The sequence below is a fragment of the Rhodospirillales bacterium genome (assembly GCA_023898805.1).
GTDB lineage: Bacteria > Pseudomonadota > Alphaproteobacteria > Micavibrionales > UBA1664 > UBA6145.
In genome coordinates, this window is the sequence record CP060260.1 from 1,341,283 (window position 1) to 1,368,211 (window position 26,929).

Here is a 26,929-nt window from a genome sequence, read left to right on the forward strand (position 1 = left end):
CTTATGCCATGTCCGTTATCCGCCAGTTACCCGATTATCTGATCAACCGTATCGCCGCGGGCGAGGTCGTGGAAAACCCGGCCGCCTGCGCGCGCGAATTGATCGAAAACGCGCTTGATGCCGGCGCGACGCAGATCGCGATCGACATGCGCGGCGGCGGCAAAGCGTTTCTCGCGGTCGACGATGACGGGATCGGCATGGACGCCGCCGACCTTGAACTTGCGGTGCGCCGCCACGCGACATCGAAACTTGCGGACGACGATCTGGTCAACATCACCTCCTTCGGCTTCAGGGGGGAGGCGCTGCCCAGCATCGGCGCGGTCGCGCGTCTGAACGTTTCTTCCCGCGCACGGGGTGGGGCCGATGGCTGGTCGATTGGTGTCGATGGCGGCCGCGTCGGCGCGGTTATGCCTGCGGCGCGCGCCGCAGGCACGCGGGTCGAGGTTCGTGACCTGTTTCACGCCACGCCCGCGCGCCTTAAATTCCTGCGCGGCGACGTGGCCGAGGCGACGTCCCTCAAGGGTGTCGTCACCCGTCTGGCCATGGCGCATCCCCATGTGCGCTTTAGCCTGAGCAATGACGGACGCATGGTTCTTACCTGTCCACCCGTGGACGACCCGGCGGAACGCATCGCCCAGATCGTGGGCAACGGTTTCGCCGATGCCGCGATGCCGCTTGATGCCGTCCGCGACGGTGTGCGTCTGCGCGGTTACGCGGCCTTGCCGACCTTTTCGCGCGGCAATGCACAGCACCAGTATCTTTTCGTCAACAACCGTCCTGTGCGCGACCGCTTGCTGCTTGGCGCGCTCAAGGGTGCCTATGCCGATACGATGATGGGCGGCCGGCATCCGGTTGCGGTACTGTTCGTCGATCTGCCCGCCGCGCAGGTCGATGTCAACGTCCACCCGGCGAAACAGGAAGTCCGGTTTCGGGACCCGGCCCTAGTGCGCGGGTTGCTTGTGTCCTCGATTCAGCACGCCTTGCAGGTGCACGCGACAAAAAGTGTCGCGCGCCCTGATTTAACAAAAAGCGGTGCCGCTGCGTCCGGCTATACGCAATATGCCGCGGCACCGCTTCAAATGGTGCGGGAAAGCGGCTTTGCCCGCCACTGGCAGCCGCAGGCGCCGGTGCCGGTGCACGCATCTGTGGTTTTGCCACGGGAAAACGCGCCGCAATCCATCATGCCCGCCAATGCCAACGATGGCAGCGCATCGCCAGATTTTCCGCTGGGCGTTGCGCGCGCGCAAATTCATACGACCTATATCGTCGCGCAGACGGCGGATGGAATCGTGCTGGTCGACCAGCACGCCGCGCATGAACGCATCGTCTATGAACGGCTCAAGGCCGAATGCGCATCGGGCGGCATCGCGCGCCAGCCATTGCTTGTGCCCGACATCGTCGACCTGGACGCGGACTCCGCCGCGCTGTTGCTGGAACATGCCGGTCTGCTGGCGGGTCTGGGCATCGTGGTGGAGCCGTTTGGCCCGAATTCGGTTGCCTTGCGTGAATTGCCCGCGCGTTTCAACGGCAAGGTCGATGCCCATGCGTTACTGGCCGATTTGGCCGACCAACTGGCCGAAAACGGGGCGGGAGAGGTCGCGCGCGACGCGCTTTTGGCTCTGCTTGCGCGCGAGGCGTGCCACGGCTCGGTCCGTGCAGGCCGGATGCTGAATGCCGATGAAATGAACGCGCTTTTACGCCAGATGGAAACGACTCCGCTTTCCGGCCAGTGCAACCATGGACGCCCGACCCATGTCGCGCTAAGCTTGGCGGATATCGAAAAACTTTTCGCGAGGCGCTAGATGTCCGAAGAAATAGCCGATCCGCTTCCTGTGTCCACGCCGCCGATGGTGGATTCGCGAAAAAGCGTTCTACGCTGCTATTTACTTTTGGGTGTTTCGCTTCCTTTGGCCTTTTCGCCGATCGGCGTTCTGGCCGGCCCGTTTTTCCTTGCGATGATCGCGGGTGTGATTTGGGCCTACCGTTTACGTGGGCGGGCCGATCCCATGGCCGCGATGCACGGAAGATGGATGGTGCGCACCTTCTGGATATCCTCGATCTTTTTCGTAGTCGGGATGCTGGCTGCGGGCGCGCTGATCCACGCCAATGCCGATCAGACGCCGCTGATCGAAACACTGGGCCAATACCCCAGTGTTGACGCGGTCCCCGAAGACGTCCGTATTTCAGTGATAACCCGGTTTTACGAGCTGAATGCGCGGCTGATGCTGATGATCACGCTGGGGTGTATGGCGCCACCTTTGCTGTATACCCTTGCAAGGCTGATCCGTGGCGGCCGCATGGCCCACAAGGGTCAGGACCTGCCAAACGTTAAATCGTGGTGGCTTTAAGGTAATCTGCCGCCGCACGCAGGTCGCGCAACAGCGCGGCGCGGCGCTTCTCCTCGATCGGGTCCAGGCCATGGCGCGTCAGATCGTGTTCGCGCTCGTAATGCAGCTCCTCGCACAGCGCGGCCTCGAACGCCGTTTCGGCATCAAGCGCGCCCAGGGCCAACGCAAGACCAAGCACGGCTGAACCCGTGGCCGCCGTCGCCGCCTGAAACACGGTAAAAACGTCCGGGTCCATCGCCGCGACGGTACCCCGCGTGGCCTTGATCGCCGCTTCGGGCTGCGCCACGGGCGCAAGATGCTGCGTCGTCGCAAGCCTTGCGCCGAACCGGCCCGCGAACCAGTCCAGCCATGGGTTCCAGAGTGTTTCCTGCGCCGCGACCAGCGTGTCCGGTAACGCCGCGCGGTAACACAAAAGATCAGTTTCAAGGTAGGCCAAAGCCGTCGCCGCGATATCGGCGCGTTGCGCCGCGCGGTCGGTCGCGGTCGTTGCAAGCTGGGTCAAAGGCATGGACTCTGGCTTTATAGATTTTTCCTGCGCTTCCCATTCACGTGCAAGCGCATCGGCCAGCGCGCGGCTACGCGCGATCAAGACGGACTTGCCCGGCGTGCGCACGGGACGCCCGTCCAGCAAAACGACGAACCCGCCTGCTTCGGCGGGTCCGACGGAAACGTCCTTATAAAAACGCTGCATTGTCTAGAACGGCATGTTGTCAGGGGTGATCGCCTTCATGTTGGTCAGCGCCTGGCACAAGGGCACCTGCTGGCACACAAGAGGCGTCATCCGCTGGTCGTTGATCAGCGACCAGAATGCTTCGCGCACGCCGATATAATCATGCGACGATGGGTCGATGTTGTTGGCATCCACGCCCTTGGGCAAAAGCGGAATGGTGACGCAGGATTTGTTGGCGATGCATTCGGCATAAGCCGAACGCTTGCTGAGCTTTCCTTCCTTCACCATCTTCGCGGTGTTTTTCATCTTCGCGTAGTGTTCGCGCATCGCCTGTACGATGTCGATGCGGTAATAACGCTGAATCAGATCGGACGAGGCGCAACGCGGCGGTACCGGGTTCTGGGTCAGTGCGGGCTGCACGCACTCATTGTTGAAACGGACCCAGTCAGGGGCATTGAGGAAGGCGAACGTATATTCCTCGTAGGTTGGGTAATGGTCGATGAACTCGTTCAGGAAGAACGGCTGCCCCATTTGCGCAAGCGAAATGTAGTTTTCGCGCCAGTCGAATTTTTGCGCGGCATAGATTTGCACCCCGAAAAGCGAAAGCACCGCGAAAGCCAGAATCACGATATTCCAAAACCGTATGCCGAAGAACAGGATTATGCACGCGCTAAGGTAAAGTGCGATCAGGGTATTGGTGCCGTCCTCGGCAAAGGGATAGCGGCCGTAAAATACGACCAGCCCGAACGCGGCCGCGGCGATGGCCGCGAGAAAACCGACAATGGTAAGGTTCCGTTCGCTCAAAGGGGCTTGCATGGGGGATGAACTCCATGTGGATGGGTAACGCGCGAAACCAAGTATATCGTGTCTGCACGGGCTTGTGAATGCCGCCTGAACGCAGCTAATCCGCCCACGTTTGGATCTTGGCCGGGACTTTGAGCGACAGGCCGAGCGCCCGTGCGCGGGCCTGAAAATCGGGCGGTAGCGCGGCCTTAAGCACCAGAGCCGCGCCGGTTTTAGGGTGGGTCAGGCGCAATTCGCGCGCGTGCAGATAAAACCGATCGCCCACCCGCGCGCCGTATTTGCGGTCGCCCCATAAAGGCGCGCCCAAAAGCGCGGCATGGACGCGGATCTGGTGCGTGCGCCCGGTCAAAGGGTGGAATTCGACCAGCGCGGGCGCACCGCCGGCGGTCATGCCGCCGCGCGCCAGCACGCGATAATCGGTGATCGCGGCGCGCCCGGCCGCGTCGTCCGGCATCATTTTTTCCAGCGCACCGCCGGATTGGCCCTTGGCCAGCGCCGCATCGACGCGGCCCGAATCCTGCGCCGGACCGGGACAGGTCAGTGCGATATAGATTTTTTCAACGTCCCGCCCCGCGAACGCGGCACCCAGCCGCCGCGCGACCTCGGCCGAGCGGGCAAGCAGCAAAACCCCGGACGTGTCGCGGTCCAGCCTGTGGACCAGACGCGGACGCACCCCGTTCGCCCCGGCCAGCGCGCCCAGCATCCCGTCGATATGCCGTGTGATGCCCGGCCCGCCTTGCACCGCAAGCCCTGCGGGTTTGTTGATCGCGATCAGATCCTCGTCCTCGTGGATCACGAGCTTGCGCAGCATCGTCGCATCCTTGCCCGCCACGGTTTTGGCCGCGACTTTGCTGTTGCTCAGCGCGGGCGGCAGGCGCACATCCTGCCCCTGTTTCAGACGGGTATCTGGTTTGACGCGCTTGCCGTCGACGCGCACCTGCCCGGTGCGCAAAAGCTTCTGCACCTGCCCGAACGGAATCTGCGGGTGGTTCTTTTTCAGCCAGCGGTCCAGCCGCTGCCCGTCGTCGTCGGGTTGTACGATGCTCATGCGCCGCGCATCATCCTTAATCCCAGCACGCAGGCCGCGATGGACAGGGCGACGCTGGCGCCGACATAAACAATCGCAAGCATCGGCTTGCGGTCGTACAGCATCACCGTTTCAAGCGAGAAGGTGGAAAAAGTCGTAAACCCGCCCAGTATGCCCGTGGTTAAAAACAGCTTCAGCGCCGGGCCGACAGGATCGCGCATCGCCAGCCACCCGACCAGAACCCCCATGATCAGACCGCCAAGGGTGTTCGCGGCCAGCGTACCGAAGGGAAAATTCACGCTCGCGCGCGCAAGGCCGACGCCGATTCCATATCGCGCCGCCGCGCCGATCGCGCCGCCCAGCGCCACCCAGAGTGCGTTCATGCCTTCCCCGCTTTCTGTTTTTGCGCGCGCATCCGCGCCCAGTTTTCGATCCGCGCGCGGATGTCCTTTTCAAACCCCTGTCCGGGTGGATTATAGAACGTTTCGCGCCTCATGCCGTCGGGAAAGTAATTCTGTCCGGAAAACCCGTCTTCGGTGTCCGGGTCATAGACGTAATCCTGCCCGTATCCGATTTCCTGCATCAGCTTGGTGGGCGCATTCAGGATATGCGCGGGTGGCATCAGCGATCCGTGATCCTTCGCCGCGCGCCGCGCCGCGCCATAGGCCTTGTAGGTCGCGACCGATTTGGGCGCGCTCGCCAGGTATAACAGCGCCTCGGCCAGCGCCAGTTCCCCTTCCGGGCTGCCCAGCCGTTCATAGGCCTGCCATGCCGCGATGCACAGCGGCAGGGCCTGCGGGCTGGCAAGACCGATATCCTCGACCGCCATGCGGGTCATGCGCCGCGCGATGAAATGCGGGTCCTCGCCCCCCGCAAGCATCCGGCAAAACCAGTACAGCGCGGCGTCCGGGTCCGACCCGCGCACCGATTTGTGCAGGGCCGAGATCAGGTTGTAATGCCCTTCGTCCGACTTGTCGTAAAGGGGCGCGCGCCGCTGCACCAGTGTGCCCAGTCGCTCGGCGTCGATTGTTTCGCCGGGTTTCGTTTGCGCCGCGATCTGTTCGATCATGTTAAGCAGGAACCGCCCGTCGCCGTCCGCCATGGCCTTGAGGCTGCGCCGCGCCTCGTCCGCGAATTGCAGCGTACGGCCAAGCGTGGCCTGCGCCCGCGCGATGATCTGCTCAAGCGCCGCATCGTCAAGGCGATTGAGGATGAACACACATGCGCGCGAAAGCAAAGCGGCGTTGAGTTCAAAGGACGGATTTTCCGTGGTCGCGCCGACCAGAAGGATGGTCCCGTCCTCGACATAAGGCAAAAACGCATCCTGCTGCGCCTTGTTGAAACGATGGATTTCGTCGACAAACAACAGTGTCTTGCGTCCTTGCTCGGCCTGCGCCTTCGCTTGTTCGAACACCTTGCGCAATTCCGCCACGCCCGAAAAAATCGCCGATAACTGCACGAAGGACAGCCCCGACCCTTCGGCCAGAATGCGCGCAAGCGTGGTTTTGCCGCAACCCGGCGGCCCCCACAGGATCATCGAGGTCAGCGCGTGCTTTTCGGCCATGGTCCGCAACGGCGCGCCGGGACCAAGCAGATGGTCCTGTCCCACCACGTCATCAAGCGTGCGCGGGCGCAGCCGGTCGGCCAGCGGGCGTACTTCGTCCTTCATTGATGCGAAAAGCGGTCGGGTCTGCGGCATTGGCCTACTATAGCGGCTGGGCGGCCTATCGCAATAAGGCCGTCCCCGGCAGGCCGACCACCAGCCCGTCCAGTGCCTCGGTCATAACGATCTGACAGCCAAGCCGCGAGGTCGGCGCGCGGTAAAAGGCAAGCTCCAGCATGTCGTCTTCTTCAAGCCCGATGCCGCCTTCGGGCAGGGTGCGCGCGAACCATGCCGGGTCGACCACGACATGACAGGTCGCGCAGGCGCACGAGCCGCCGCACGCCCCCTCGATCGCCTCGATCCCGGCTTCGCGCGCGATCTCCATGACCGAATATCCGGTCTCGCCCGCAAGGGTGCGCTGCGTGCCGTCGGCAAGGATGAAGGTCACATGAATGTTCATGCGGCCCGCACCCATTGCGCGGCCAGCTTTTGCCACGCCGCAATGAATGCGTCGATTTCGGCCTGCGTCGTCGTCCAGCCCAGACTGACGCGCAGAGCGCACGCCGAAAGCGCGCTGTCGGCGCCCATAGCGGCCAGTACGTGCGAGGGCTTGACCGACCCCGACGAACACGCGGAGCCGGAGGACACGCAAATGCCCGCAAGGTCGAGTGCCATCAGCTGCGTATCGGCGTTCACGCCGCGCAGTGCGAAACAACTGGTATTGGCGACACGTGGCGCGCCTGTGCCGAAAACATGGATGCCGGCCAGCGCGGATTCGATCGCGTTGCGCCAGGACGCGAGCGCGGCGAAACCGGCCAACCCGGCCAGCGCGTCCCGCGCGGCGGCGCCGAACCCGGCGATACCCGCGACGTTTTCAGTGCCTGCGCGCTGTCGGCGTTCCTGCCCGCCGCCGTATATCAGCCTGACGGGTGGTGCCTTGGGTGCGACGACCAGAGCCCCCACGCCCTGCGGCCCGCCGATCTTGTGCGCCGACAGGGTCAGGTAATCGGCGACCATGGAAACCGGAACGCGACCCGCCGCCTGCACCGCGTCGCAATGGAACAGTGCACCCGCGCGGCGGCACAACGCGGCGATATCTTCCACCGGTTGGATGACGCCGGTTTCGTTGTTGACCCACATCACCGATACAAGGGCGCGGTTTGTGTGTTCAAGCATCCGCTCCAGCGCCGCAAGGTCGACGATACCGTTTTTTGAAACGGGGATGATTTGCGCGTCCGTGGCCTCAATCACGGAGGGATGTTCGATCGCCGAGGCGAAAACCGGTCCCTGATAGGTGCGCAGGACGGTGTTGTTGGCCTCGGTCGCGCCGCTGGTGAAAATCACCTGCTTGGCCTCCACGCCGCACAGGGCGGCAACATCGCGGCGCGCGGCTTCAACCACGCCGCGCGCCCTGCGCCCGGCGGCATGGACGGATGATGCGTTGCCGACTTCCGTAAGCGCGGATACAAGTGCGTCCTGCGCATCCGGGCGGATCGGCGTGGTGGCGTTATGGTCAAGGTAGATCATCGAAAAAGCCCGGGATCCGTTATGGTTCCAGGCCGGTTGTACGGGCAAACGCCCGTGAAGTCATGGATTTTCTCTGATCTTCCGTTGTTTGCGTCAGCTGTCTTTGGCCGCCAAGACGGATTTGAACAGCGCTTCGTACATGCCGCTGCGCTCGTTCTTCGCCACATCGTCCAGTGTTACGCGGTCGAGCATTTTGTAGATAAGGCCGTTGAGCGACTCCCACAATTTGGATGACGGACATGTATCGTTCGCCTGTCGACGCGATGCCTGCTGCTGCCGGTTGCGCTGGGCGGTCGGACTGTCTTCCACCGCGCGCATGATCGCCGCGACGGAAATGGAATTGGCCGGCATGCCCAGACGGTATCCGCCGCCCGGCCCGCGATGGCTTTTGACCAGCGCGTGCCGCCGCAGTCCTGCGAACATCTGCTCAAGATACGACAGCGATATCTGACGCCGCGCCGCGATTTCGGATAACGGTACCGGCCGTCCGTCCTGCATTTTCGTAAGGTCAATCATGGCGGTCAGGGCATGGCGCCCGCGCGATGTCGTTTCAAATTGTTCCACGTTATTGTTCGCCTGTTGTTTAAGATTTGCTCCGTCGTTCGTTTCGCTGCGCAAATATGCGACGCCGGTGGCTGAAACGGCCCGTCCTGCAATGGGGGAGATAAAATCGAGGCTTTTCATGACATCCCATTTTGCTGCGGTTGCGAATTAAAATTGACAAACATCTGGACTCCCTCCTATAACGCGGCTACCCATAGGGCGGTTCCAGTTGCATGCTTACCCTTTGAAAAATTTAAACAAAGGGGTCACGCATCCCGGAGCAGGTGGTTCAAAGCATAGCAAGTGAAGAAAGTCGCATATGCCTGAAGTTATCATTAACGGTCCCGCAGGCCGCATCGAAGGCCGATACACCCACTCCAAACTGCCCAACGCGCCATTGGCGCTGGTACTGCACCCCCATCCGGAACACGGGGGTACGATGAACAACAAAATCGCTTACTCCTTGCACCAGATATTTGTGGCGCGCGGTTTTTCAACCCTGCGTTTCAATTTCCGTGGCGTGGGCAAAAGCCAGGGCGACCACGACAAGGGCGAAGGTGAACTTTCCGATGCTGCCGCCGCGCTCGACTGGATGCAGGCGCTCAACCCCAACGCGCCCTACGTCTGGGTCGGTGGCTTTGCGTTCGGTGCGTGGATCGGGATGCAGCTTTTGATGCGCCGCCCGGAAATTCGCGGATTTATCTCGGTAACGCCGCCCGCCAATGTCTATGACTTCAGCTTTCTCGCCCCGTGCCCGACATCGGGCCTGATCATCCACGGCGCGAATGACGACATGGTCCAGCCCCAGCCGGTACAAAAACTGGTGGATAAGCTGCGCATGCAAAAAGGCATCAAGATCGACCACCGCATGGTCGATGGCGCGAACCATTTCTTCAAAAACCGCATGGGTGAGCTGGTTGAGGCGGTGCACGACCACATGAATCTGGCTCAGGCCGGGCGCACGGTCGATCCGATCCGCATGGCGGAGCTGTTGTTGGCCGAGGCGGCCTAAAGTTACCCGGGTAAAGCCCTCCAATTCTTGTCTTGACATAATATAAAGACAAGAATTATGCTTGCCCAAGTTTTGCCGCAATGCGAAAGCAGACTCGAACGATATGAAACCTTCCGATTCCATGATGCGCAGCGAGGACCAGATGGTCCTTGAACTTGCCGACATGCTGCGCCGCGATGGCCACCGCATGTACGGCACCTGTGCCGCGGGCTGCGCCTATCAGGCGTCCTTGTGCGGGCTGACGGCTGTGTACGACCGCGCGGGCGAGATCATGGGCATGCGCGCCGCCGATCTGGTGATGGAAATTGCGTTGGGTTGCGCGCCGACCGATGAAAACGATGGTGTCGTCCGGCTGAAATCGGAAAAACGCACCGTAAAGGCGACTTATCGTCTTGGCGATGCCGCCACGCTTGATGCCTGGCATCGCCATCTTTGTGCCTATAGCCGCAGTATGCGCACCGCCCATACCGCCGCCGCCTGATCTACGATCTCTACCGAATGAATGCCAACCGCCCGAAAAGGCGGATTTTTATTACCGATTTTTTTGATCGACGCAATTTTTCACGCGTCATGCCTCGACTTGTTCGGGGCATCCATTGTGCCGGATGACCGATCTGCGTCATTTCTTACCTTACCGTGGATTGCCCACATGCGCGGGTAATGACGGTCTTTGTAATGAGGATCAGTATGATGGTCGCGATATACGCTAACGTGTTTTAAGCGCTTGTTCGCTGCGTACGATCAAATCGGGCAACTGCTCGAACACCAGCGCGTCAAGCTGTTCGAAGGGCATGTCGCCGTGCCGGCAGGCGCGCTCAATGGTTTCCGCCACGGCGGCGATGGCCTTGAGGCCGAAATTGCCGTTCATACCTTTAAGTTCATGCGCGCACCCACGCAGCGTTTCCTTGTCGCCTTCGTTGAACGCGGTCTGCATCGTCGGCACTACGCTCTTGTTGTGCGCGAAAACGCCTTCCAGCATTTCCTGCAATTGGCGCTCTCCCAAAGATTGACGCAAGGATACGATCGCACCCGCGTTGAACAGCGTGTCATCAAGCGCGTTTGCGGCGGGCGGGTTTGCGACGTTCGGTTGAACGGGCGCGGTATCGAACTCTTGTGGCTGCGGGGTGTATCCATGCGTTGCGCCCGTATCATGTGAAGCCGCGGGGGCGAATTCGACCGAATCGGCGAAACTGTCTTCTTCCAGTTCGTCCTCCGACAAATCGAACATTACCGGCTTCCCGCCGTCTGGCGGCATTGGGCGCGGCGTGGCTGGTTGGCCATAGGCCAGAACGACATGTCGTAAACGTTCCGGGTCGATCGGCTTGGCCAGCGTGTCGCACATCCCCGCGGTTTTATAGCGCAGCCTGTCTTCCTCGCTGACATTGCCGGTCAACGCCACCACCGGCGTTTCCCGCGCCCGCGCATCCGTGCCGCCCGCGATGCGCTCCATGACCTCCAGCCCGTTCATTTCGGGCATCTCGATATCCAGGAACATCAGCTGGAACGGCTTTTGCGCAAGAATGTCGAGAGCCTCCTTGCCCGAAGCGGCAGCGGTGACGCGGTGCCCGTCGCGTGCAAGCAGACCCTGCATCACCTTGCGGTTGACCGCGTTGTCGTCGACGACCAGAATTTCCATTGGTTTGGCCAGATTGCCCGGAACATGGGCATCGCCGGTACCGCCTTCGGCCAGCGCCCGTTTCTGGTCGCCTGCGGGGAGGATCAGCGTGAAGGAAAATGTCGTGCCTTGTCCCTCCACCGATTTCAGCTCGATCTGGCTGTCCATCGCCTCGATCAGACGCTTGCAGATCGCAAGGCCGAGGCCGGTGCCGCCGAATTTGCGCGCGATCGACGAATCCGCCTGGCTGAACGGGCTGAACAGATTTTTCTGTGCTTCTTCCGAAATGCCGATGCCCGTGTCTTCTACCGCGCACACGATGGGTAGTTGCGTGGCCTTGTCGATCGGCAGCATCGACGCGTCCCCGGCCTTCAGGCGGATGGTCACGCCGCCGCGTTGGGTGAACTTGATCGCGTTGCCGACCATGTTCAAAAACACCTGCCGCAGCCGTGTGGGGTCGCCTTTGACGAATCGCGGGCAGTCGGCGTCGATCTCGGTATGCAGATAGATGCCGCGCTGCGTCGCGTGCCCGTTCATCAGCATCGCTACCGAATGGACCACGCGGTGCAGGTCGAAATCGATAACCTCCAGCGTCATGCCGCCGCCCTCGATTTTCGAGAAATCGAGAATGTCGTTGAGCAGCGCGAGCATCGCATCGCCCGAATCCTGGATGGTCTGGGTATAGTCGCGCTGTTCGCGGCTCATCTGCGTATCAAGCAGCAGGCGCACCATGCCCATGATGCCGGTCATCGGGGTGCGGATCTCATGGCTGACCACGGCCAGAAAGGCGGATTTGGCGCGGTTCGCCTCGTCCGCGGAAATTTTGGCCATGCGCATTTCCTCGGTGCGCTCCGCCTCGCGCGCGCGCAGATCTTCCATGATCTCGCGCTCGCGCTCAATCACCCGCAGCAGCCGCGCCTGATCGGCCGATTCCTTGCTTTGTTTAAGGCGCGAGATGTTCTGCGCACGCTGCGCCTGCCGCAAAATCTCGCGCACCATCGCGATATTCGCGGCACGCATATAGGTCGCACCGGAAAGCACCATCATCACGCAGACCAGCGGCATGGCGATCGCGGGCGCGTGCAGGAAGGCGGGCAGGGCGGGCAGCGTGCCCAGCGCCGCCAGATACGGCAGTGCGTTGACCGCAAGGACGATCAGCCATGTCAACCCGGTGATGGTGCCGCAGGTCCGCATGTCGCGGCTGACCATCAACGCCTTGCCCGCCGCCACGACATAGGCCAGCACCGTGGCGAAGCCGATGACGCCCATGCGCATCACGGTGTTTTGCGGCACGATGAACACGAAGGACATGATCGCCAGGACAACGAAACTGGCGCAGATATAAAGGATGATGCTGTCGCCCGCCTCGCCGTCCTGCGCCGCGACGACGGATTGCGTGACCGCAAGCGCAAGCAGCCCGCCGCCCGCCAGTGCGACGCCCGGCACCTGCGCCGCGCCGGGAATGCCGGCCTGCACAGCGTTGAGGCTCAGCCAGAACCATGCGCCCTGCGTCAGGAAATACAAGGCGTGCGGGAAAAACCCGGCCCCGCGCCGCATGAACATGCCGCCCATGAAAAATATCGCCGCGCCGGCCATCAACACCAGAACGATATCCACCGGCAGGGCATCTGATGCCGCCTTGCCCGCGAACCCGCTTGAATCGTCGTCCGTATCCGCGATCAGCGTTTCCGCCGATACGACGCGCGGCGCGATCAGAAACGGCGAATGGTCGGTTGGCACGACATACAGGATCAGCGTCATCTGCTGACCCGGCTGGAGCTTGAGCGGCACAGCATGGCCGTGCAGACGGGGCGCCTCGCTATCCGGCATAGTGTCGGCCAAGATCGCACCGCGCCCGCCGTCCAGAACCATGATTTGCGCGGCCAGCCCGGCGCGCCCTGCGCCCAGCGTCCCGAAATCGAAAACCCAGTCGCTCTGGTGCGAGGAATTGACGATGTCCATGACGATCCAGTGCGGCACCGGATCGAAGCTAAGATTCAGGGGCGTGGCGGCCATCCGTTCGCCGCGCAGATTGTTCCGGTGGCGGAAATAGACCTCGCGCATGCCAAGGTCGCCGGAAATGTCGCGCGTATGGTAAAGGAAAGGCATCGCGTCATAGACGTTCTGCCGGTCGTTCAGGATCAGCGTGGAATTGACGGTCGGTACGGCCGAGGATGAAAGATTGGACTCGGCATCGGACGCAAGCGCGCGTACAGGCGTGCACGCACCCGCGATTGCAACCAACGCCACGACAAGGGCGAATGCGTAGCGGCGAAACGCGACCCCGTACAGGAAGGGCCGCCATGGGGGCAGGGACATGGGCGGTTTCTCCGATTCTTCCCGTATCTAGCCATGATGCCCAAGGATGCCTCCGCTTTCAATCGGGGCGCTGGCGGTTTCAGCTTGTTTTTTCACTGTTTTTTGTTTTTTCCGCTCGTCCGGCGGTGATGTGCCCGCCCTCGATGACGATATCGCCGCGCGCGATCTGCGCGACCACGGCGGGGTACAGGACATGTTCCTGTTCAAGCACACGCGCGGCCAGTATTTCCGGCGTATCGCCGGAATGTACCGGCACGGCTCTCTGGTCGATGACCGGACCTTCGTCCATGCCTTCGCTGACCACGTGCACCGAGCAGCCGCTGACCGTGTCGCCCGCCGCCAGCACCGCCTCGTGCACGTGCAACCCCTTGTGCCGGGGTAAAAGCGAGGGATGAATATTGATGACCTTATCCTTGAATCGTTTCAGGAAAACGGGGCCAAGGATGCGCATGAACCCGGCCAGACATACCAGCCCTGTCGCGTGTTGTTCGGCGATTTGCGCCAGTGCGGTCTCGAATCCTGCCTTGTCGAATCCTTCCGCCTTGCGGAAATCCCTGTGGTCGACGACGGCCACCGGAAGGCCTGCCGCCGCGGCGCGCGCAAGCCCCGCCGCATCTGGAATGTTGGAGATCACGACAGCGATTTCAGCGGGATAGTCTGGTTTTTTACACGCGTCGATCAACGCCTGCAAATTGCTTCCCCGCCCGGAAATCAGAACCGCGAGCCGCAGGGTTTTCAAGATCCACCCATCCAGTTTTGTCCTGCATTATCAATGATGACGCGCGCATCATTCGCGCATTGCACGACCTGCCCGATGGTATGGACGCTTTCCCCGCCCGCGCTCAAGGCGTCTGCCACCTGCTTGGCTTCGCCGGGTGATACGATGACGACCATGCCGATGCCGCAATTAAAGGTTCGCGCCAGATCGGCCTCGCTCAGCGCGCCTTCCTGCGCCATCCATTTGAAAACCGGGGGCATGGGCCACGCACTGGCATCAAGCCGCACGCCCAGACCTTGCGGGAGCACGCGCGGGATATTCTCGCTCAACCCCCCGCCGGTGATATGCGCAAGCCCCTTGATTGCCGCGCCCTGTTTGATCGCGCCCAGAACACCGGTGACATACAGCCGCGTCGGTTCCAAAAGCACCTGCGCCAGTGTCCGGTTGTTGCCGGCGAAGGGTGCGGGATCTTCAAGGCGCGCGCCCGCGCCGGTCACGATCTTGCGCACCAGCGAAAAGCCGTTGGAATGCACCCCGGATGACGCAAGGCCAAGCACGACGTCCCCCGCCGCGATACCGGCGCCGGTGATCTGTCTTCCGCGTTCGACCGCGCCCACCGCGAAACCGGCCAGATCGTAATCGCCCTTGGCGTACATGCCTGGCATTTCCGCGGTTTCCCCGCCGATCAGCGCGCATCCGCAGGCCTGGCACGCCTGCGCGATGCCATTGACGATCGTCGCCGCGTGCGCGACATCCAGCTGCCCTGTCGCGAAATAATCAAGGAAAAACAAGGGCTCGGCCCCCTGCACGATCAGGTCGTTGACGCACATCGCGACCAGATCCTGCCCGATTCCGGCATGCAGCCCGGTATCGATGGCGATTTTCAGCTTGGTGCCCACCCCGTCCGTGGTGGCGACCAGGATCGGGTCCTGAAACCCGGCCGCGCGCGGGTCGAAAAACGCGCCAAATCCGCCCAGCCCGGCCATGACGCCGCTTCGCCTGCTGGCCGCCGCTGCGGGTTTGATCGCCTCGACCAGCGCGTTGCCGGCGTCGACGTCGACCCCGGCCTGTTTATAAGCGTCAGCCGCCTTGTTATTCATGTTGATGCCGATCCGTTAGCAGTTGTACAAAAGGGAACCACCCACATCGAAAATACAGGTCGAACCTCCTGATGCCGCCGCTGTTGTATCGCGTTTTTCTGCTTCCGTTAACCGTATTTTTTGCGGCCTTTCTGGCGCTTGGGACGCCGCACGCGGCCCATGCCGGTGCGGACGACCCTTATTCGGTCAAGGGCATAAGCGTTGATGTCACCGGCACCTCGGCGCTCGACGCACGCAACAAGGCGTTCAGCGAGGCGCGGCGCAAGGCCTGGCAGGCGATGGCCGAAAAAATTGTGCCGCAAAGCCGCAGCGCCGATATCGTCGTGCCCGACGACCGCGTGATCGCGGGCGTGGTGCGCGATGTCGAAATCGTCAACGAGAAAATGACCTCGCGTCGCTATGCCGGTACGCTCGACATCCGTTTCGACCCTTCAGCGGCAAAACGTACAATCCAACTTGCCGCCGCCGAACCGGCGCAACAGCCGCAGGCGCAGGAATCGCCGGCCGCGGCCACCGTGACGCATACCGACGCCAGCGGCGTGCAGGCCAGCGTCACCACCGTGTCCCTGCCGCGCCAGCAATCAGTCCAATCCGCGCCGCAGCGCGTTTCGCGCGCCCGTCCGGTTTTGGTGCTGCCATGGTACGGCGCGCCGGGCGGCCAGACCCTGTGGGGACAGGCCAACCCGTGGCGCGCGGCATGGGAAGAACGCGGTGCGCTTGCCCGCGACAAATCCGTGCCGGTGGTGCTGCCGGTCGGGGATGTCGAAGACGTGCGCGATTATTCCCCGCCGCAGCCGATTTCGCTGCGCGGCAATCTCAATGCCCTTTTGCGCCGCTATGAAACCGCATGGGCTGTGGCCGCGGTGGCCGAACCGCAACGCGATGGCGGCGTTTCGGTCGCGCTGTACAAGACCGACGGCGACGACACGATCCCCGTGGGCCGCTTTACCGTGCCGGGCACCGCGCGCGACCCGCTGGGCACGGCGGTGGACCGCGCCATGACCCTGTTGCGTGCCGCGCCGGGTGCGGCGGGGGCTGTCACCCGCAACACGCTGGACGATGCCGCGCCCCCGCGCATGCCCGTGGATGCGTCCGCCGCCCGCACGGGTGCCAATACGGGTACAGGTATGGACACGCCGATGGGCGCCTATCGCACCCTTGCGCGGTTTTCCAATCTGCGCGAATGGGTGACGATCCGTCAGGCGCTTGCGCGCGTGCCGGGTCTGGAATCGGTGAACGTGCAATCGATCAGCCCCGGCCAGGCCAGCCTGCAATTCGCCTATAACGGCGGACCGCAAATGCTGGCGGGCGCGATGGCGCAAGCCGGTCTGAATCTCACCCAACTGCCGCCGGGCGCGGTGGCCTCGCCCGCCTTGGGCGGCGCATCGCCGCAATTCCTGCTCGCCATCGGGAACCGTTACTGATGCTTGCCGCGCGTGCTGGCACGATCTGGTTCTGGGGCGCGGTGGTTGCGCTGTTCATCGGCTTTGTCTGGCTGTTTCAGGGCATCCTGCCGCCTTTCATCCTTGGCCTTGTCATCGCCTATCTGCTCAATCCCGCGCTCACGCGTCTGGTGAACCGGGGCTGGCCGCGCTGGGCGGCGGTGCTGGTGTTGCTGCTGGCCTTCCTGCTTGCCTTCGGCCTGCTGATCGGGTTGAGCATTCCGCTGATGGCGCGCGAGGCCTCGCAACTCGCATCCGCGCTGCCGGGCTGGATCGATTACGCGCATAATTGGCTTGTCGATACCGGGCGCCGCTATGGATTCGATTTCAGCCTGCCCGATACGGCTGGCGGAATCGTCGGCAATCTACAGGATCACGCGGGCCGGATCCTTGGCGCGGGTAAGGGCGTGGCCGCGGGATTGATCGCGGGCGGCGCGGCGCTGTTCGATTTTGCCAGCTTCGTGGTTCTGATGCCGGTGGTGGCATTTTACATGATGCTCGACTGGCCGCGCCTTGTCAGCGCGGTTGACGGGCTCGTCCCCCGCGAAGGGGCGATGACGGTGCGCGAGCTTGTCGCGGAAATCAACCGCCGCCTTGCGGGCTTCGTGCGCGGGCAATTGACCGTCTGCCTGATTCTTGGCCTGTTTTACGGCGTGGGATTGACGCTGATCGGTATCAATTTCGGCTTTGTGATCGGCCTGTTCGCGGGGCTTTTGACCATCATGCCGTTTGTCGGTTCCATCTTTGGTCTGGTCGCCTCGCTCGCGGTCGCGTGGTTCACCACCGGCGACATGACGGCCGTGGTCGCGGCGCTGGTGGTCTTCGCGCTCGGTCAATTCCTCGAAGGTCATGTGCTGACGCCGCGTCTGGTCGGCGGCAATGTCGGGTTGCACCCGCTTTGGATCATTTTCGCGCTGATGGCGGGGGCCAGCCTTGCGGGATTTGTCGGATTGCTGATCGCCGTGCCGGTCGCGGCGGTGGCCGGTGTGATGGTGCGCTTTGTCCTTTCGCAATACAAAAAAAGCGGCTATTACGCGGGATAAATCCACGAAGGATTGAAACACGTATCGAAAAGGCGTCATGGGCGTTTTGAAAAGCCAGATTCCGTTATCTTTTCCGCTTACGCCCGCGATGGCGCGCGAGGATTTTCTGGTTTCCGATTCAAACCGCGATGCGCTGGCTCTGATCGACCGTTGGCCCGAATGGAACGCGCCGTTTTTATATATTTACGGACCCGAAGGGTCTGGCAAGACGCACCTTGCCGCCATCTGGTCGGCGCATGTCGGCCAGAACGCGACGGTGATCGAGCATCTGGAAAACCTCGTGGGTGTCCGCCCGCAGGAAGAAACGCTCTTCCACCTCTATAATCGCGTGCGCCAGATGCCGGGCGCGGTGTTGATGACCGGCGCGCGGCCGCTGGCGCTGATGCGGTTCGCGATCCCGGATCTGGCGTCGCGCCTCAAATCCTGCCCGCAGGTGGCGATCGGCCTGCCAGACGAACAACTTTTGCGTGCCTTGTTGGTCAAGCTGTTCGCCGACCGCCAGATGCGCATCGACATCGGCGTGATCGAGTACTGCATAGCGCGCATGGAGCGCAGTTTTTCCGCCGCGCGCGATCTGGTGGCGCAGCTCGATCAACGCTCGCTGGTCGAAAAGCGCCCGGTGACGGTGGCAATGGCCCGCGCCGTCCTCAATCCCGAACAGGACGAACTTTTTTCAGCTTGAAACGCGCCGCGCGCACCAACGCCGATGCCGCCCGGGCTACCGCGTACACGGCCATGCGCGGCCCAGCGCGCAAAGATTTCGACGCCCCCCGCGCGCGCAACGCATCGCGCGCTTCCATCACCCCGAAATAGACGTGATAAGGCGTGGTCGCGGGCATGTAGTCGGTGGCCGGACTCAAATCGCGGTTGCGCCATTCGGTCCAGAATCCGCGCTTTTCGATATAGACCCCGTTCAAAAGCGCCGCGACCCGCGCCATCAGATCCTTGGCCGCGTCGCGGTCCGGTGCGATATCAAGCAAAAGCGCATTGGCCTTGAGCGCCTCGGTCAAAGGCCACAGCCGCTTGGTGTCGCGTACCGGCGTGCCGTTGGGATCCAGTTCGTCGTATATGCCGCCATACTGCGCATCCCATCCATGCGCGTTCGCCCATGCCAAAAGCCGCAGGCAGGTCGCGTCATGCGCGCGCGCGGCATGCTTTTTCAAAAGCCATATCCATTCGTAATAATGGCCGGGTTCGCAGATGATGCGCCCGCTTTGCGCGTCGGGCAGGGGCGCGAGGTCGGGGGTGAAATATTCGCTCAGGCAATGGGTGCCGGCATCGTAAAACCGCGCATGGAACAGGGCCACGATTTCATCGGCCAAACGGCGGAAGATCGCATCGTCCCACAACGATCCGGCCTCCAGTACGGCTTCCAGCAGATGCATGTGCGATTCATGCCGCCGGGGCGTATCGGCGACCGGCGTACCGTGCGCGTCCAGCGCTTCGGCAAAACCGGCGTCCATGCCGTCGCGGAATGCCGTATCGATATGGCCCGCGGCTTCCAGTGCCGTGGCGCGCGCGGCCGGGTCGCCGGTGGCGCGCCCGTAATGCGCGGCGGCGAAAATCACAAAGGCCTGCGTGTACAGGTCTTGCGTGTCGTCAAGCGGTGCGCACGCATCATCCAGCGCGAAACGCCAGACGCCGTTTTCGCGTGAAAAATGCCGCGTGATGGCGGTAAACGCTGCTTCAAGGTCGGGCCGGAATAAAAACAGACCCCGAAACAAAAGCGTGTCCTTGCGCCGCGCCGCGTGGGCGTACATGGCCAGTTGCCTGAGCTGCGACAAAAGCCGCCGCCGCCCTGTGGCGACGGGCCGGAACGTCCGGTCCACCCGTTCAAAAAACAGACCGGTTTCGGGATCCGTGAACACCTCGTGCCATTTCGGCACCCACCGCGCGGCCAGTACCTGCGCCGCGGCGTCCATCACGGTCATCGGACCGGGTTTTCGTGTCGAAAAAGCAGACGCAAACATACCGGAAATGATTTTAGTATTCAGCTCCGCAAATGTCGATGCACGCAAACAGATTTAAACCATGTGAGCGACAGGCGTGGGCCATGCGTGCTCGCCGGCGGGTGCGATCGAGTGCGCTGTCGCAACTGGATGCCGCGCATGTGTTGCCATGGCGGCGCGCAACATATTGTACATGGCGGTGATGGAGGTGACCTGACAACCCGGCAGGTTCCAGAAAGTCATGCCCGGAACCTTTCGGTCGAAGTCGTATACAGCCTTGTCGTCGCCGACCCAGATGTTGATGACGCGATCTTGGCCGTAACGCTTGGAAACGGCTTCCATCATCTCCAGATCGGGTGCGCTGTCGCCCGCGACCAGGAAATGGGTACGCGCGGAAATCTTGCCTTGGAACTGAGGCAAACCCAGAAGTGTAAGGGCCGTTTTGCCTTTGGACATACCGCCGGGTTTCAGGTCGATATAGCCGTTGACGCGTCCGTCCGGAAGCGGAACTTTCTTGCTGACGTGATAAAACTGGCTGGCTGCAGGGCCTAGATTTTCAAGCGTCTTGTCAAACAGCGTTTCAAGCTCCGCGCATTCTTCCGTGGATATGCGCTCGAATACGATGGCGCCGGAAAGCTCTCGCGGGTCGAGCGTCAACATACCGTGCCCGTTGATGGCAATGTCGACGGGGCTGGTGTTCAGGGTGATGGTGTTGTCTGTATGGGCAAAACGGGTGCCCACGCTCGTCAGTACATGTCTGATGCTTGCCATGATTGTAGGAAGATTCCGCTCGGCATCCTCATCTTCAAGTGGAATGCGAATTCGTTTGGCATCCGGCTGGCTGGTATCGACCAGAACATGGTGCCCGCAGTTGGAGGCAAGGCAAGTCGGGAAGGCAGCCGCATTGCCGAAAATGCCGGAAAGGGTCGATGCCTCCCCCCGTGCCGTCAGGATGATGGTTGCGGCCAGTGTGTCGGAGGCATCGGCCAAAACAGAGCGCTGGTCGCGGCTCAGGGTGACGTAATGGAAGTTGATGTCCGGTTTGACGGCCAGAGTCAGGTCGAAATCGCTAATGGATACGATGTCCGCGGGATCCATCGCCAGAAGCCTGGCGTGGAGTCCATCAAGCGCATCGGCGGTACGATAAACCGTCATCTTTTTGTCCCTCTGTGGTGAAAATCCGGGTGTATAGGTCGCGGTAGGTTTGCAGGCGTGCCCGCAGTCCTTCCTGCCATGCTTTATTGGGTTGGGTGCGTGCAAGCACGCTGGGGCGGGCAAGAATACGCTCCGCGTCGGCCGGGTTGTGCGCAAGGGCGGCCAGCTTGGCGGCCCCGAAGGCGGGGCCCTGATCCCCGTCCGCGACGTAGACGACCGTTTTATTGAGGACGGAGGCGATGATCTCGCCCCACAAATCGTTGCGGGAACCGCCGCCGATCAGGGTCACTTCTTTCGGGCGTGCGCCCGCGGCTTCAAGCGCATCCTGACAATCGGCAAAGGCAAAAGCCACGCCTTCAAGCGTCGCCTGCGCCAGATCGGCCCGCATCGTATCATGGGTCATGCCAACATAGCAGCCCGTCGCGTTCGGATTGTTGTGCGGGGTGCGTTCGCCCGACAGATAGGGCAGGAAAACGGTATTGAGGTCGGTGTTGAAGTGCTTTTCAAGAGGTGCGCACAATTCGGCTTCGTCATGCGCGCCAAGCCAGCCGGTTGCCGTCTTGACGCAGGAAGCGGCGCTCAAAATCACACCCATCTGGTGCCAGCGGCCCGTGAGCGCGTGGCAGAAGGCGTGGACCGTACGTTCCGGCGCTGCACAGTGCTGGTTGGTCGCAACGAAATAAACGCCGGACGTGCCAAGGGAAATAAAGGCCTGATCGTCGCGAACCGCGCCGATACCAACGGCGCCCGCAGCATTGTCGCCGCCGCCGCCGGCAAAAATAACGCCAGGATTCATGCCCCAGCGTTCGGCAAGGTCGGACCGCAAAGTACCCGCGACGGAATCTCCCTCGCAAAGCTTTGGCATATGTTTTTCGGACAGGTCGCACGCGGCCAGCATTTTGTCGGACCAGCAACGTTTGTTGACGTCAAGCCAGAGCGTGCCGGCGCAATCCGACATGTCGCCCAGCTTTTCGCCCGTCATGCGGAAGCGGATATAATCCTTGGGAAGAAGCACGCAGGCGACCTGCGCGAAAATATCAGGCTCGTGGCGCTTGACCCACAGCAGTTTTGGGGCGGTGAAGCCCGGCATCGCGATGTTGCCGGTAATGGCGCGGGAATCGGGAACGGATTGCTCGATAAGAGCGCATTCCTCGGCACAGCGACCGTCGTTCCACAGGATGGCCGGGCGCAGCACCTTGTCGTTCTTGTCCAAAAGGACAGCGCCGTGCATCTGACCAGCAAGTCCGATGGCGCGGACTTGGGCGATATCCTTGGGGCGTCGCGCCTTGATCGCATCGATGGCGCTGCGGGTTGCTGTCCACCAATCCTCCGGGCTTTGCTCGGACCACAGGGGATGCGGACGCGAAATAGGAAGGGATACGGTCTCCCTGTCCAATATCTGAAACTCAGAATCGGTCAGTAGAGCCTTCACACCCGATGTGCCAACATCAATCCCTAGATACATAACCAACGTCTATGCGCTAGCGTTTTTATAGTCTGCCATACAAAAGCAGGGCGATATTACGAAAATACAATATCCTTAGTCAAGAAATTCAGCATGCAACGCGCTGCAGCATCAAGTGTGAGTTTTGACAATCTGGCCCTTATCCACGGATAAAGACAGGCGTCCCGAAGTCAGCGCCAGCGCCTGTTCGCCGAACACGGCGCGCCGCCAGCCGGAAAGGCAGGGAACGGGCGCGTTTTCGCCGCCGATGGCCAGCGCCTGAAGGTCGTCGGAATCGGCCAGAAGCCGGGGCGCGATCCCGGCCTCCGATGCCTGGATGCGCAGCAGCATCTTAAGCATTTCCAAGACCGGTTGCAGCTCTTGCGGAAAGGGCTTGGCGCGAACAATGCGTGGCATTTCCTCGCGCGGCAGGGCCAGTGCCTCCTCGATGATCTTCAAAATCGTCTGCCCAAGATTTTTTTCGGCCAGATCCGTGGGAAAACCGCGCACGCGGGCCAGCGAACGCGCGTCGCGCGGCTGGGTCATGGCGATTTCAGCCAGGGTTTCGTCCTTGAACACGCGTCCCTTCGGGATATCGCGGCGCTGCGCCTCGCGCTCGCGCCACGCGGCCAGCGCGCGCAAAACCGCCAGAACATGCGGCTTGTCCGACCGGATCTTCACCCGTTCCCACGCATGGTCGGGATCGACGCTGTAAATCGCGGGATTGGTCAGCGCCGCCATCTCCTCCTCGATCCACGACCGGCGGCCCCGGCGCTCCAGCCGTTCGCAGAAATTCTCGTACACCGTGCGCAGGTACAGGACGTCGTCCGCGGCATAGGCCAGTTGTTCGGCACGCAAAGGCCGGATCGACCAGTCCGTGTATTGTTGCGACTTGTCGATCGAATGGCGGCAGACATCGGCGACCAGCGCGGCATAGGACACGGATTCGCCGTACCCCAGGGCCATCGCCGCGATCTGCGTATCGAACAGCGGCGCCGGCACCCGGCCGAACAGGCGCACGAAAATCTCCAGATCCTGCCGCCCGGCGTGGAACACCTTGACGACGTCGGGGTCGAAAAGCGCGGCCTCAAGGTCGCTCATATCGTCGCCCGAAATGGGGTCGAGCAGGATGGCATCGCCCTCCGGCGCAGCCACCTGCACAAGGCAAAGTTGCGGGTAATAGGTGCGTTCGCGCAGGAATTCGGTGTCGAGGGCCAAAAAAGGCGGTTTGCTCATGAACACGGGTTTTAACGCTGCTATCCGTGTCCGCCAAGGAAATTCGGCATGTGGCCCGGCGGCGTCCGCGCGATCGCATAAATCGAATGGATTTATGTGGTCCGGGTGTGTACACGCATGAATTCCCTTGGCCTTTGGACGGCCAGGCGGTTAAATACGCCCCGAAAACAAGGATGAACCGTCATGCACGCCTATCGTACCCATAATTGCGCCGCCCTTCGCCCCGACCATGTGGGGCAAACCGTCCGTCTTTCCGGCTGGATCCATTCGGTGCGCGATCACGGCGGTCTGCTGTTCATCGACCTGCGCGATACCTTCGGCCTGACACAGGTGGTGCTTCCGGGCGGGCACAAACAGTTTGACGAGATTTCGCACTGGCGTGTCGAATCCGTGATCACGGTGGATGGCAAGGTGGTGGCCCGCGCGGCGGGGACGACGAACGACAGACTCCCGACGGGTGGTATCGAGGTCGTGATCGAAACGGCGACGCTGCAATCCGCGGCCAAGGTGCTGCCGCTGCAGGTGGCATCCGATGAAGACGCGGGCGAGGATGTGCGCCTCAAATACCGTTACCTCGACCTCCGCCGCGAAAAGATGCAGAAAAAAATCAAGCTGCGCTCGGCGGTCGTGTCCTCCATCCGCAAGCGCATGACGGATTCAGGCTTCAACGAATTCCAGACGCCCATCCTGACGGCTTCGAGCCCCGAAGGCGCGCGCGACTTCCTTGTGCCCTCCCGCGTGCATCCGGGCAAGTTCTATGCCCTGCCGCAGGCTCCGCAGCAGTTCAAGCAATTGCTGATGATGTCCGGTTTCGACCGTTACTTCCAGATCGCGCCCTGCTTCCGCGATGAAGACGGCCGCGCCGATCGTCTGGCCGAATTCTATCAGCTTGACGTGGAAATGAGCTTCGTCACGCAGGACGACGTGTTCTCGACCATGGAACCCGTCATCGGCGGCCTGTTTCAGGAATTCTCGAATTGGCAGGGCACCCCGCACACGGTCACGCAATGGCCGTGGCAGCGCATTCCGTATGCGCAGGCGATGCTCAAATACGGCTCCGATAAGCCGGACCTGCGCAACCCGCTTGAAATTTGCGACGTGACCGACGTGTTCAAACGCGACGATGTCGAATTCAAGGCCTTCAAGGGCGTGATCCAGGCGGGCGGGGTTGTGCGCGCCATCCGCGCGCCCAAGGTGTCGGGCCAGCCGCGCAGCTTCTTCGATAAACTCAATGACTGGGCACGCGGCGAAGGCGCGCCGGGCTTGGGTTACATCGTGTTCGATGGCGCCGAGGGCAAGGGCCCCATTGCCAAGTTCGTGCCGCAAGCCGCGCAGGAAGACCTGAAGAAACTGGCAGGTCTTGAAAGCGGCGACGCCGTGTTCTTTGTCTGCGACAAGGAAAACGCCGCCGCGAAATTCGCGGGCAAGGCGCGCGATAAAATCTGCGACGATATGGGCGTCCGCGAGAAGGGCGTCTATAAATTCTGCTGGATCGTCGATTTCCCGATGTACGAAATGGACGAAAAAACCGGCAAGCTCGATTTCGCGCACAACCCGTTCTCGATGCCGCAAGGCGGCCTCGCCGCGCTGGATGCGGCCGACCCGCTAGCCATCAAGGCCCACCAGTACGACTGTGTGTGCAACGGGTACGAACTGGCTTCGGGCGCGATCCGCAACCACAAGCCTGAGATCATGGAGCGCGTGTTTGCCCTCGCGGGTTACGGGCGCGATGTGCTCGAACGCAAATTCGGCGGCATGCTGAATGCGATGATGTTCGGCGCCCCGCCGCACGGCGGCTGCGCCTACGGCATCGACCGCATCGTGATGATCTTCGCGAACGAACCCAATTTGCGCGAAGTCTATCCCTTCGTCATGAACGGCGCGTTCGAGGACTTGCTGATGAACGCCCCGTCCGAGGTTGACGCGCAACAGCTCAAGGACCTGCACATCAAGCTCGATCTGCCGAAGCCGAAAATCAAATCCGACGAAGCGGCCTGACTAGGGAAAGAAATCCGCCAGCATCTTGACATTCAGCCCGATGATCAGCGCGCTTGAGGCGATCGCCGCGGCGCTCATCCAGCGCGGGGCGGTGAATGCGCCCATCTTGCTTTTCTGCGCGGTAAACCACACCAGCGGCACCATCGCGAAGGGCAGTTGCAGGCTCAGGACGACTTGCGAGGCGACAAGCAGCTTAGTGGTGCCTTCGGCGCCGTAATATAGTGCCGCCGCGATCGCGGGCAGTATCGCGATGCCGCGGGTCAAAAGCCGACGCCAGACGGGTTTAAGGCGGATATGCACAAACCCCTCCATCACCACCTGCCCGGTGATGGTCGCGGTCACGGTTGAATTGAGCCCGGAACATAATAGCGCGACGGCAAAGGCCAGCGCCGCGATACCCGACCCGAGCAGGGGATTGAGCAGCGTCGAGGCGGTAGTGATATCCGCGACATCGCGGTGCCCGCTGAAATGGAACGTCGCCGCCGCCAGAATTAGAATCGCGGCATTGACGAAAAGCGCGAGCATGAGCGCGACCGAGGAATCCCAGCTGGCGTAGCGGATCGCCGCGCGCCGTTCCGCCTCGCTGGTGCCGACCGCTCGCGTTTGTACGATCGCGGAATGCAGATACAGGTTATGCGGCATCACCGTGGCGCCCAGAATGCCGAGCGCGATATACAGCATGTCCGGATTGCGCACGATCGAAAGATCGGGCGCGAACCCGGAAAGCACCGCCGCGAAATCGGGCCGCGCCAGCGCGATTTCGATACCGAAACACGCGGCGATGACGACCAGCAGCGAGATGATGAACGCCTCGATCCATCGGAAGCCGAGATTCTGGAGCGCAAGCACCAGAAAGACGTCCAGCGTGGTGACGATGACGCCGATCCCCAGCGGAATACCGAACAGGATCTGCAGCGCGATGGCGGTGCCGATGATTTCGGCCAGATCGGTGGCGCAGATGGCGATTTCCGCCATGACCCACAAAAAAAAGGCGATGGGCCGGGGAAACGCGTCGCGGCATGCCTGCGCCAGATCGCGTCCCGCGCCGATGCCAAGGCGCACGCATAAAGCCTGCAACAGCATCGCAATGATGTTGGATAAAAGCGCGACCGACAAAAGCGTATAGCCGAAGGCCGAACCGCCCGCGATCGACGTCGCCCAGTTGCCCGGGTCCATGTACCCGGTGGCCACCAGATAGCCTGGCCCGGCGAAGCTCAGCGCCCGCTTCCACGCCGTGCCGCCGGAAACAGGAATAGATTCCCGGATTTCGGGTAAGGACGAATGCGAACCGCGCGTGTGACGAAACATGGCGCGACAACTTCACCATGCCGCCCGCATCGGCGCAATAACCGTGTGGGCGATAAAAAGCGGGGCGC

General features: G+C 62.0%; 24 protein-coding genes. 8 read left to right on the forward strand and 16 right to left on the reverse strand.

Going from position 1 to position 26,929, the window contains the following annotated elements:
* Positions 1-8 precede the first annotated feature (8 nt).
* Positions 9-1,802: a DNA mismatch repair endonuclease MutL gene (mutL, locus tag H6866_06625; GenBank protein USO07105.1), complete on the forward strand. Its 1,794-nt coding sequence runs from the start codon at positions 9-11 to the stop codon at positions 1,800-1,802.
* Positions 1,803-2,348 carry a hypothetical protein gene (locus tag H6866_06630; GenBank protein USO07106.1) on the forward strand — a complete coding sequence of 182 codons (546 nt, stop codon included), beginning with the start codon at positions 1,803-1,805 and terminating at the stop codon, positions 2,346-2,348.
* Here the strand turns inward: H6866_06630 and H6866_06635 are convergent.
* The 8 genes from H6866_06635 to H6866_06670 all read right to left on the reverse strand — a co-directional run bounded on the left by H6866_06635 (position 2,329) and on the right by H6866_06670 (position 8,663).
* Positions 2,329-3,039, reverse strand: a complete 711-nt coding sequence (locus tag H6866_06635) for a hypothetical protein (protein USO07107.1) — start codon at positions 3,037-3,039, stop codon at positions 2,329-2,331. The two genes, H6866_06630 and H6866_06635, sit on opposite strands and share 20 nt — an antisense overlap.
* Before the next feature lie 3 nt (positions 3,040-3,042).
* The gene (locus H6866_06640; protein ID USO07108.1) at positions 3,043-3,834 is read right to left on the reverse strand and encodes a hypothetical protein; all 792 of its coding nucleotides are present in this window, start codon (positions 3,832-3,834) and stop codon (positions 3,043-3,045) included.
* An 85-nt stretch (positions 3,835-3,919) separates the two neighbouring features.
* Positions 3,920-4,870: an RluA family pseudouridine synthase gene (locus H6866_06645; GenBank protein USO07109.1), complete on the reverse strand. Its 951-nt coding sequence runs from the start codon at positions 4,868-4,870 to the stop codon at positions 3,920-3,922.
* Entirely contained in the window at positions 4,867-5,232 is a 366-nt protein-coding gene (gene crcB, locus H6866_06650) for a fluoride efflux transporter CrcB (protein USO07110.1), read from the reverse strand. Before crcB ends, H6866_06645 begins: the two co-directional genes overlap by 4 nt.
* Complete coding sequence (locus tag H6866_06655) at positions 5,229-6,548, reverse strand: replication-associated recombination protein A (GenBank protein USO07111.1); 1,320 nt, start codon at positions 6,546-6,548, stop codon at positions 5,229-5,231. The genes crcB and H6866_06655 overlap by 4 nt, the downstream gene beginning before the upstream one ends.
* A gap of 25 nt (positions 6,549-6,573) precedes the next feature.
* Positions 6,574-6,912, reverse strand: a complete 339-nt coding sequence (locus H6866_06660; protein ID USO07112.1) for a 2Fe-2S iron-sulfur cluster binding domain-containing protein — start codon at positions 6,910-6,912, stop codon at positions 6,574-6,576.
* Positions 6,909-7,979: a cysteine desulfurase gene (locus tag H6866_06665; GenBank protein ID USO07113.1), complete on the reverse strand. Its 1,071-nt coding sequence runs from the start codon at positions 7,977-7,979 to the stop codon at positions 6,909-6,911. The genes H6866_06660 and H6866_06665 overlap by 4 nt, the downstream gene beginning before the upstream one ends.
* Positions 7,980-8,072: 93 nt before the next feature.
* Positions 8,073-8,663, reverse strand: coding sequence for an Rrf2 family transcriptional regulator (locus tag H6866_06670; protein ID USO07114.1), 591 nt, complete (start codon positions 8,661-8,663; stop codon positions 8,073-8,075).
* Positions 8,664-8,841: 178 nt separating this feature from the next.
* On the opposite strand from H6866_06670, the gene H6866_06675 reads away from it, so the two are divergent.
* Positions 8,842-9,534 carry an alpha/beta hydrolase gene (locus H6866_06675; GenBank protein ID USO07115.1) on the forward strand — a complete coding sequence of 231 codons (693 nt, stop codon included), beginning with the start codon at positions 8,842-8,844 and terminating at the stop codon, positions 9,532-9,534.
* Positions 9,535-9,637: 103 nt separating this feature from the next.
* Complete coding sequence (locus H6866_06680) at positions 9,638-10,015, forward strand: hypothetical protein (GenBank protein USO07116.1); 378 nt, start codon at positions 9,638-9,640, stop codon at positions 10,013-10,015.
* A gap of 225 nt (positions 10,016-10,240) precedes the next feature.
* Here H6866_06680 and H6866_06685 read toward each other — a convergent pair whose 3' ends face one another.
* The 3 genes from H6866_06685 to H6866_06695 form a co-directional block, all read right to left on the reverse strand.
* Positions 10,241-13,468, reverse strand: a complete 3,228-nt coding sequence (locus H6866_06685; protein USO07117.1) for a response regulator — start codon at positions 13,466-13,468, stop codon at positions 10,241-10,243.
* Positions 13,469-13,547: 79 nt separating this feature from the next.
* Positions 13,548-14,207 carry a phosphoribosylglycinamide formyltransferase gene (locus tag H6866_06690; protein ID USO07118.1) on the reverse strand — a complete coding sequence of 220 codons (660 nt, stop codon included), beginning with the start codon at positions 14,205-14,207 and terminating at the stop codon, positions 13,548-13,550.
* The gene (locus tag H6866_06695) at positions 14,204-15,286 is read right to left on the reverse strand and encodes a phosphoribosylformylglycinamidine cyclo-ligase (protein ID USO07119.1); all 1,083 of its coding nucleotides are present in this window, start codon (positions 15,284-15,286) and stop codon (positions 14,204-14,206) included. The genes H6866_06690 and H6866_06695 overlap by 4 nt, the downstream gene beginning before the upstream one ends.
* Before the next feature lie 71 nt (positions 15,287-15,357).
* On the opposite strand from H6866_06695, the gene H6866_06700 reads away from it, so the two are divergent.
* The 3 genes from H6866_06700 to H6866_06710 are packed head-to-tail and all read left to right on the forward strand — an operon-like array spanning position 15,358 to position 18,453.
* Complete coding sequence (locus H6866_06700) at positions 15,358-16,710, forward strand: hypothetical protein (protein ID USO07120.1); 1,353 nt, start codon at positions 15,358-15,360, stop codon at positions 16,708-16,710.
* A complete protein-coding gene (locus tag H6866_06705) occupies positions 16,710-17,771 on the forward strand; it encodes an AI-2E family transporter (GenBank protein ID USO07121.1) in 1,062 nt (353 codons plus the stop codon). The genes H6866_06700 and H6866_06705 overlap by 1 nt, the downstream gene beginning before the upstream one ends.
* 37 nt (positions 17,772-17,808) lie before the next feature.
* The gene (locus H6866_06710; protein ID USO07122.1) at positions 17,809-18,453 is read left to right on the forward strand and encodes a hypothetical protein; all 645 of its coding nucleotides are present in this window, start codon (positions 17,809-17,811) and stop codon (positions 18,451-18,453) included.
* Here the strand turns inward: H6866_06710 and H6866_06715 are convergent.
* From H6866_06715 to rnd, 4 genes are all read right to left on the reverse strand, one after another.
* Entirely contained in the window at positions 18,419-19,702 is a 1,284-nt protein-coding gene (locus H6866_06715; GenBank protein USO08617.1) for an AGE family epimerase/isomerase, read from the reverse strand. The genes H6866_06710 and H6866_06715 overlap by 35 nt on opposite strands.
* Before the next feature lie 93 nt (positions 19,703-19,795).
* Complete coding sequence (locus H6866_06720; GenBank protein USO07123.1) at positions 19,796-20,875, reverse strand: hypothetical protein; 1,080 nt, start codon at positions 20,873-20,875, stop codon at positions 19,796-19,798.
* Positions 20,844-22,340: a xylulokinase gene (gene xylB / locus H6866_06725; GenBank protein ID USO07124.1), complete on the reverse strand. Its 1,497-nt coding sequence runs from the start codon at positions 22,338-22,340 to the stop codon at positions 20,844-20,846. The genes H6866_06720 and xylB overlap by 32 nt, the downstream gene beginning before the upstream one ends.
* A 111-nt stretch (positions 22,341-22,451) precedes the next feature.
* Positions 22,452-23,555 carry a ribonuclease D gene (gene rnd / locus H6866_06730; protein USO07125.1) on the reverse strand — a complete coding sequence of 368 codons (1,104 nt, stop codon included), beginning with the start codon at positions 23,553-23,555 and terminating at the stop codon, positions 22,452-22,454.
* A 183-nt stretch (positions 23,556-23,738) separates the two neighbouring features.
* On the opposite strand from rnd, the gene aspS reads away from it, so the two are divergent.
* On the forward strand, positions 23,739-25,553 hold the full coding sequence (gene aspS, locus H6866_06735; protein USO07126.1) for an aspartate--tRNA ligase: 1,815 nt from the start codon (positions 23,739-23,741) through the stop codon (positions 25,551-25,553).
* Here the strand turns inward: aspS and H6866_06740 are convergent, their stop codons facing one another.
* Entirely contained in the window at positions 25,554-26,861 is a 1,308-nt protein-coding gene (locus tag H6866_06740; protein ID USO07127.1) for an Nramp family divalent metal transporter, read from the reverse strand.
* Positions 26,862-26,929 lie beyond the last annotated feature (68 nt).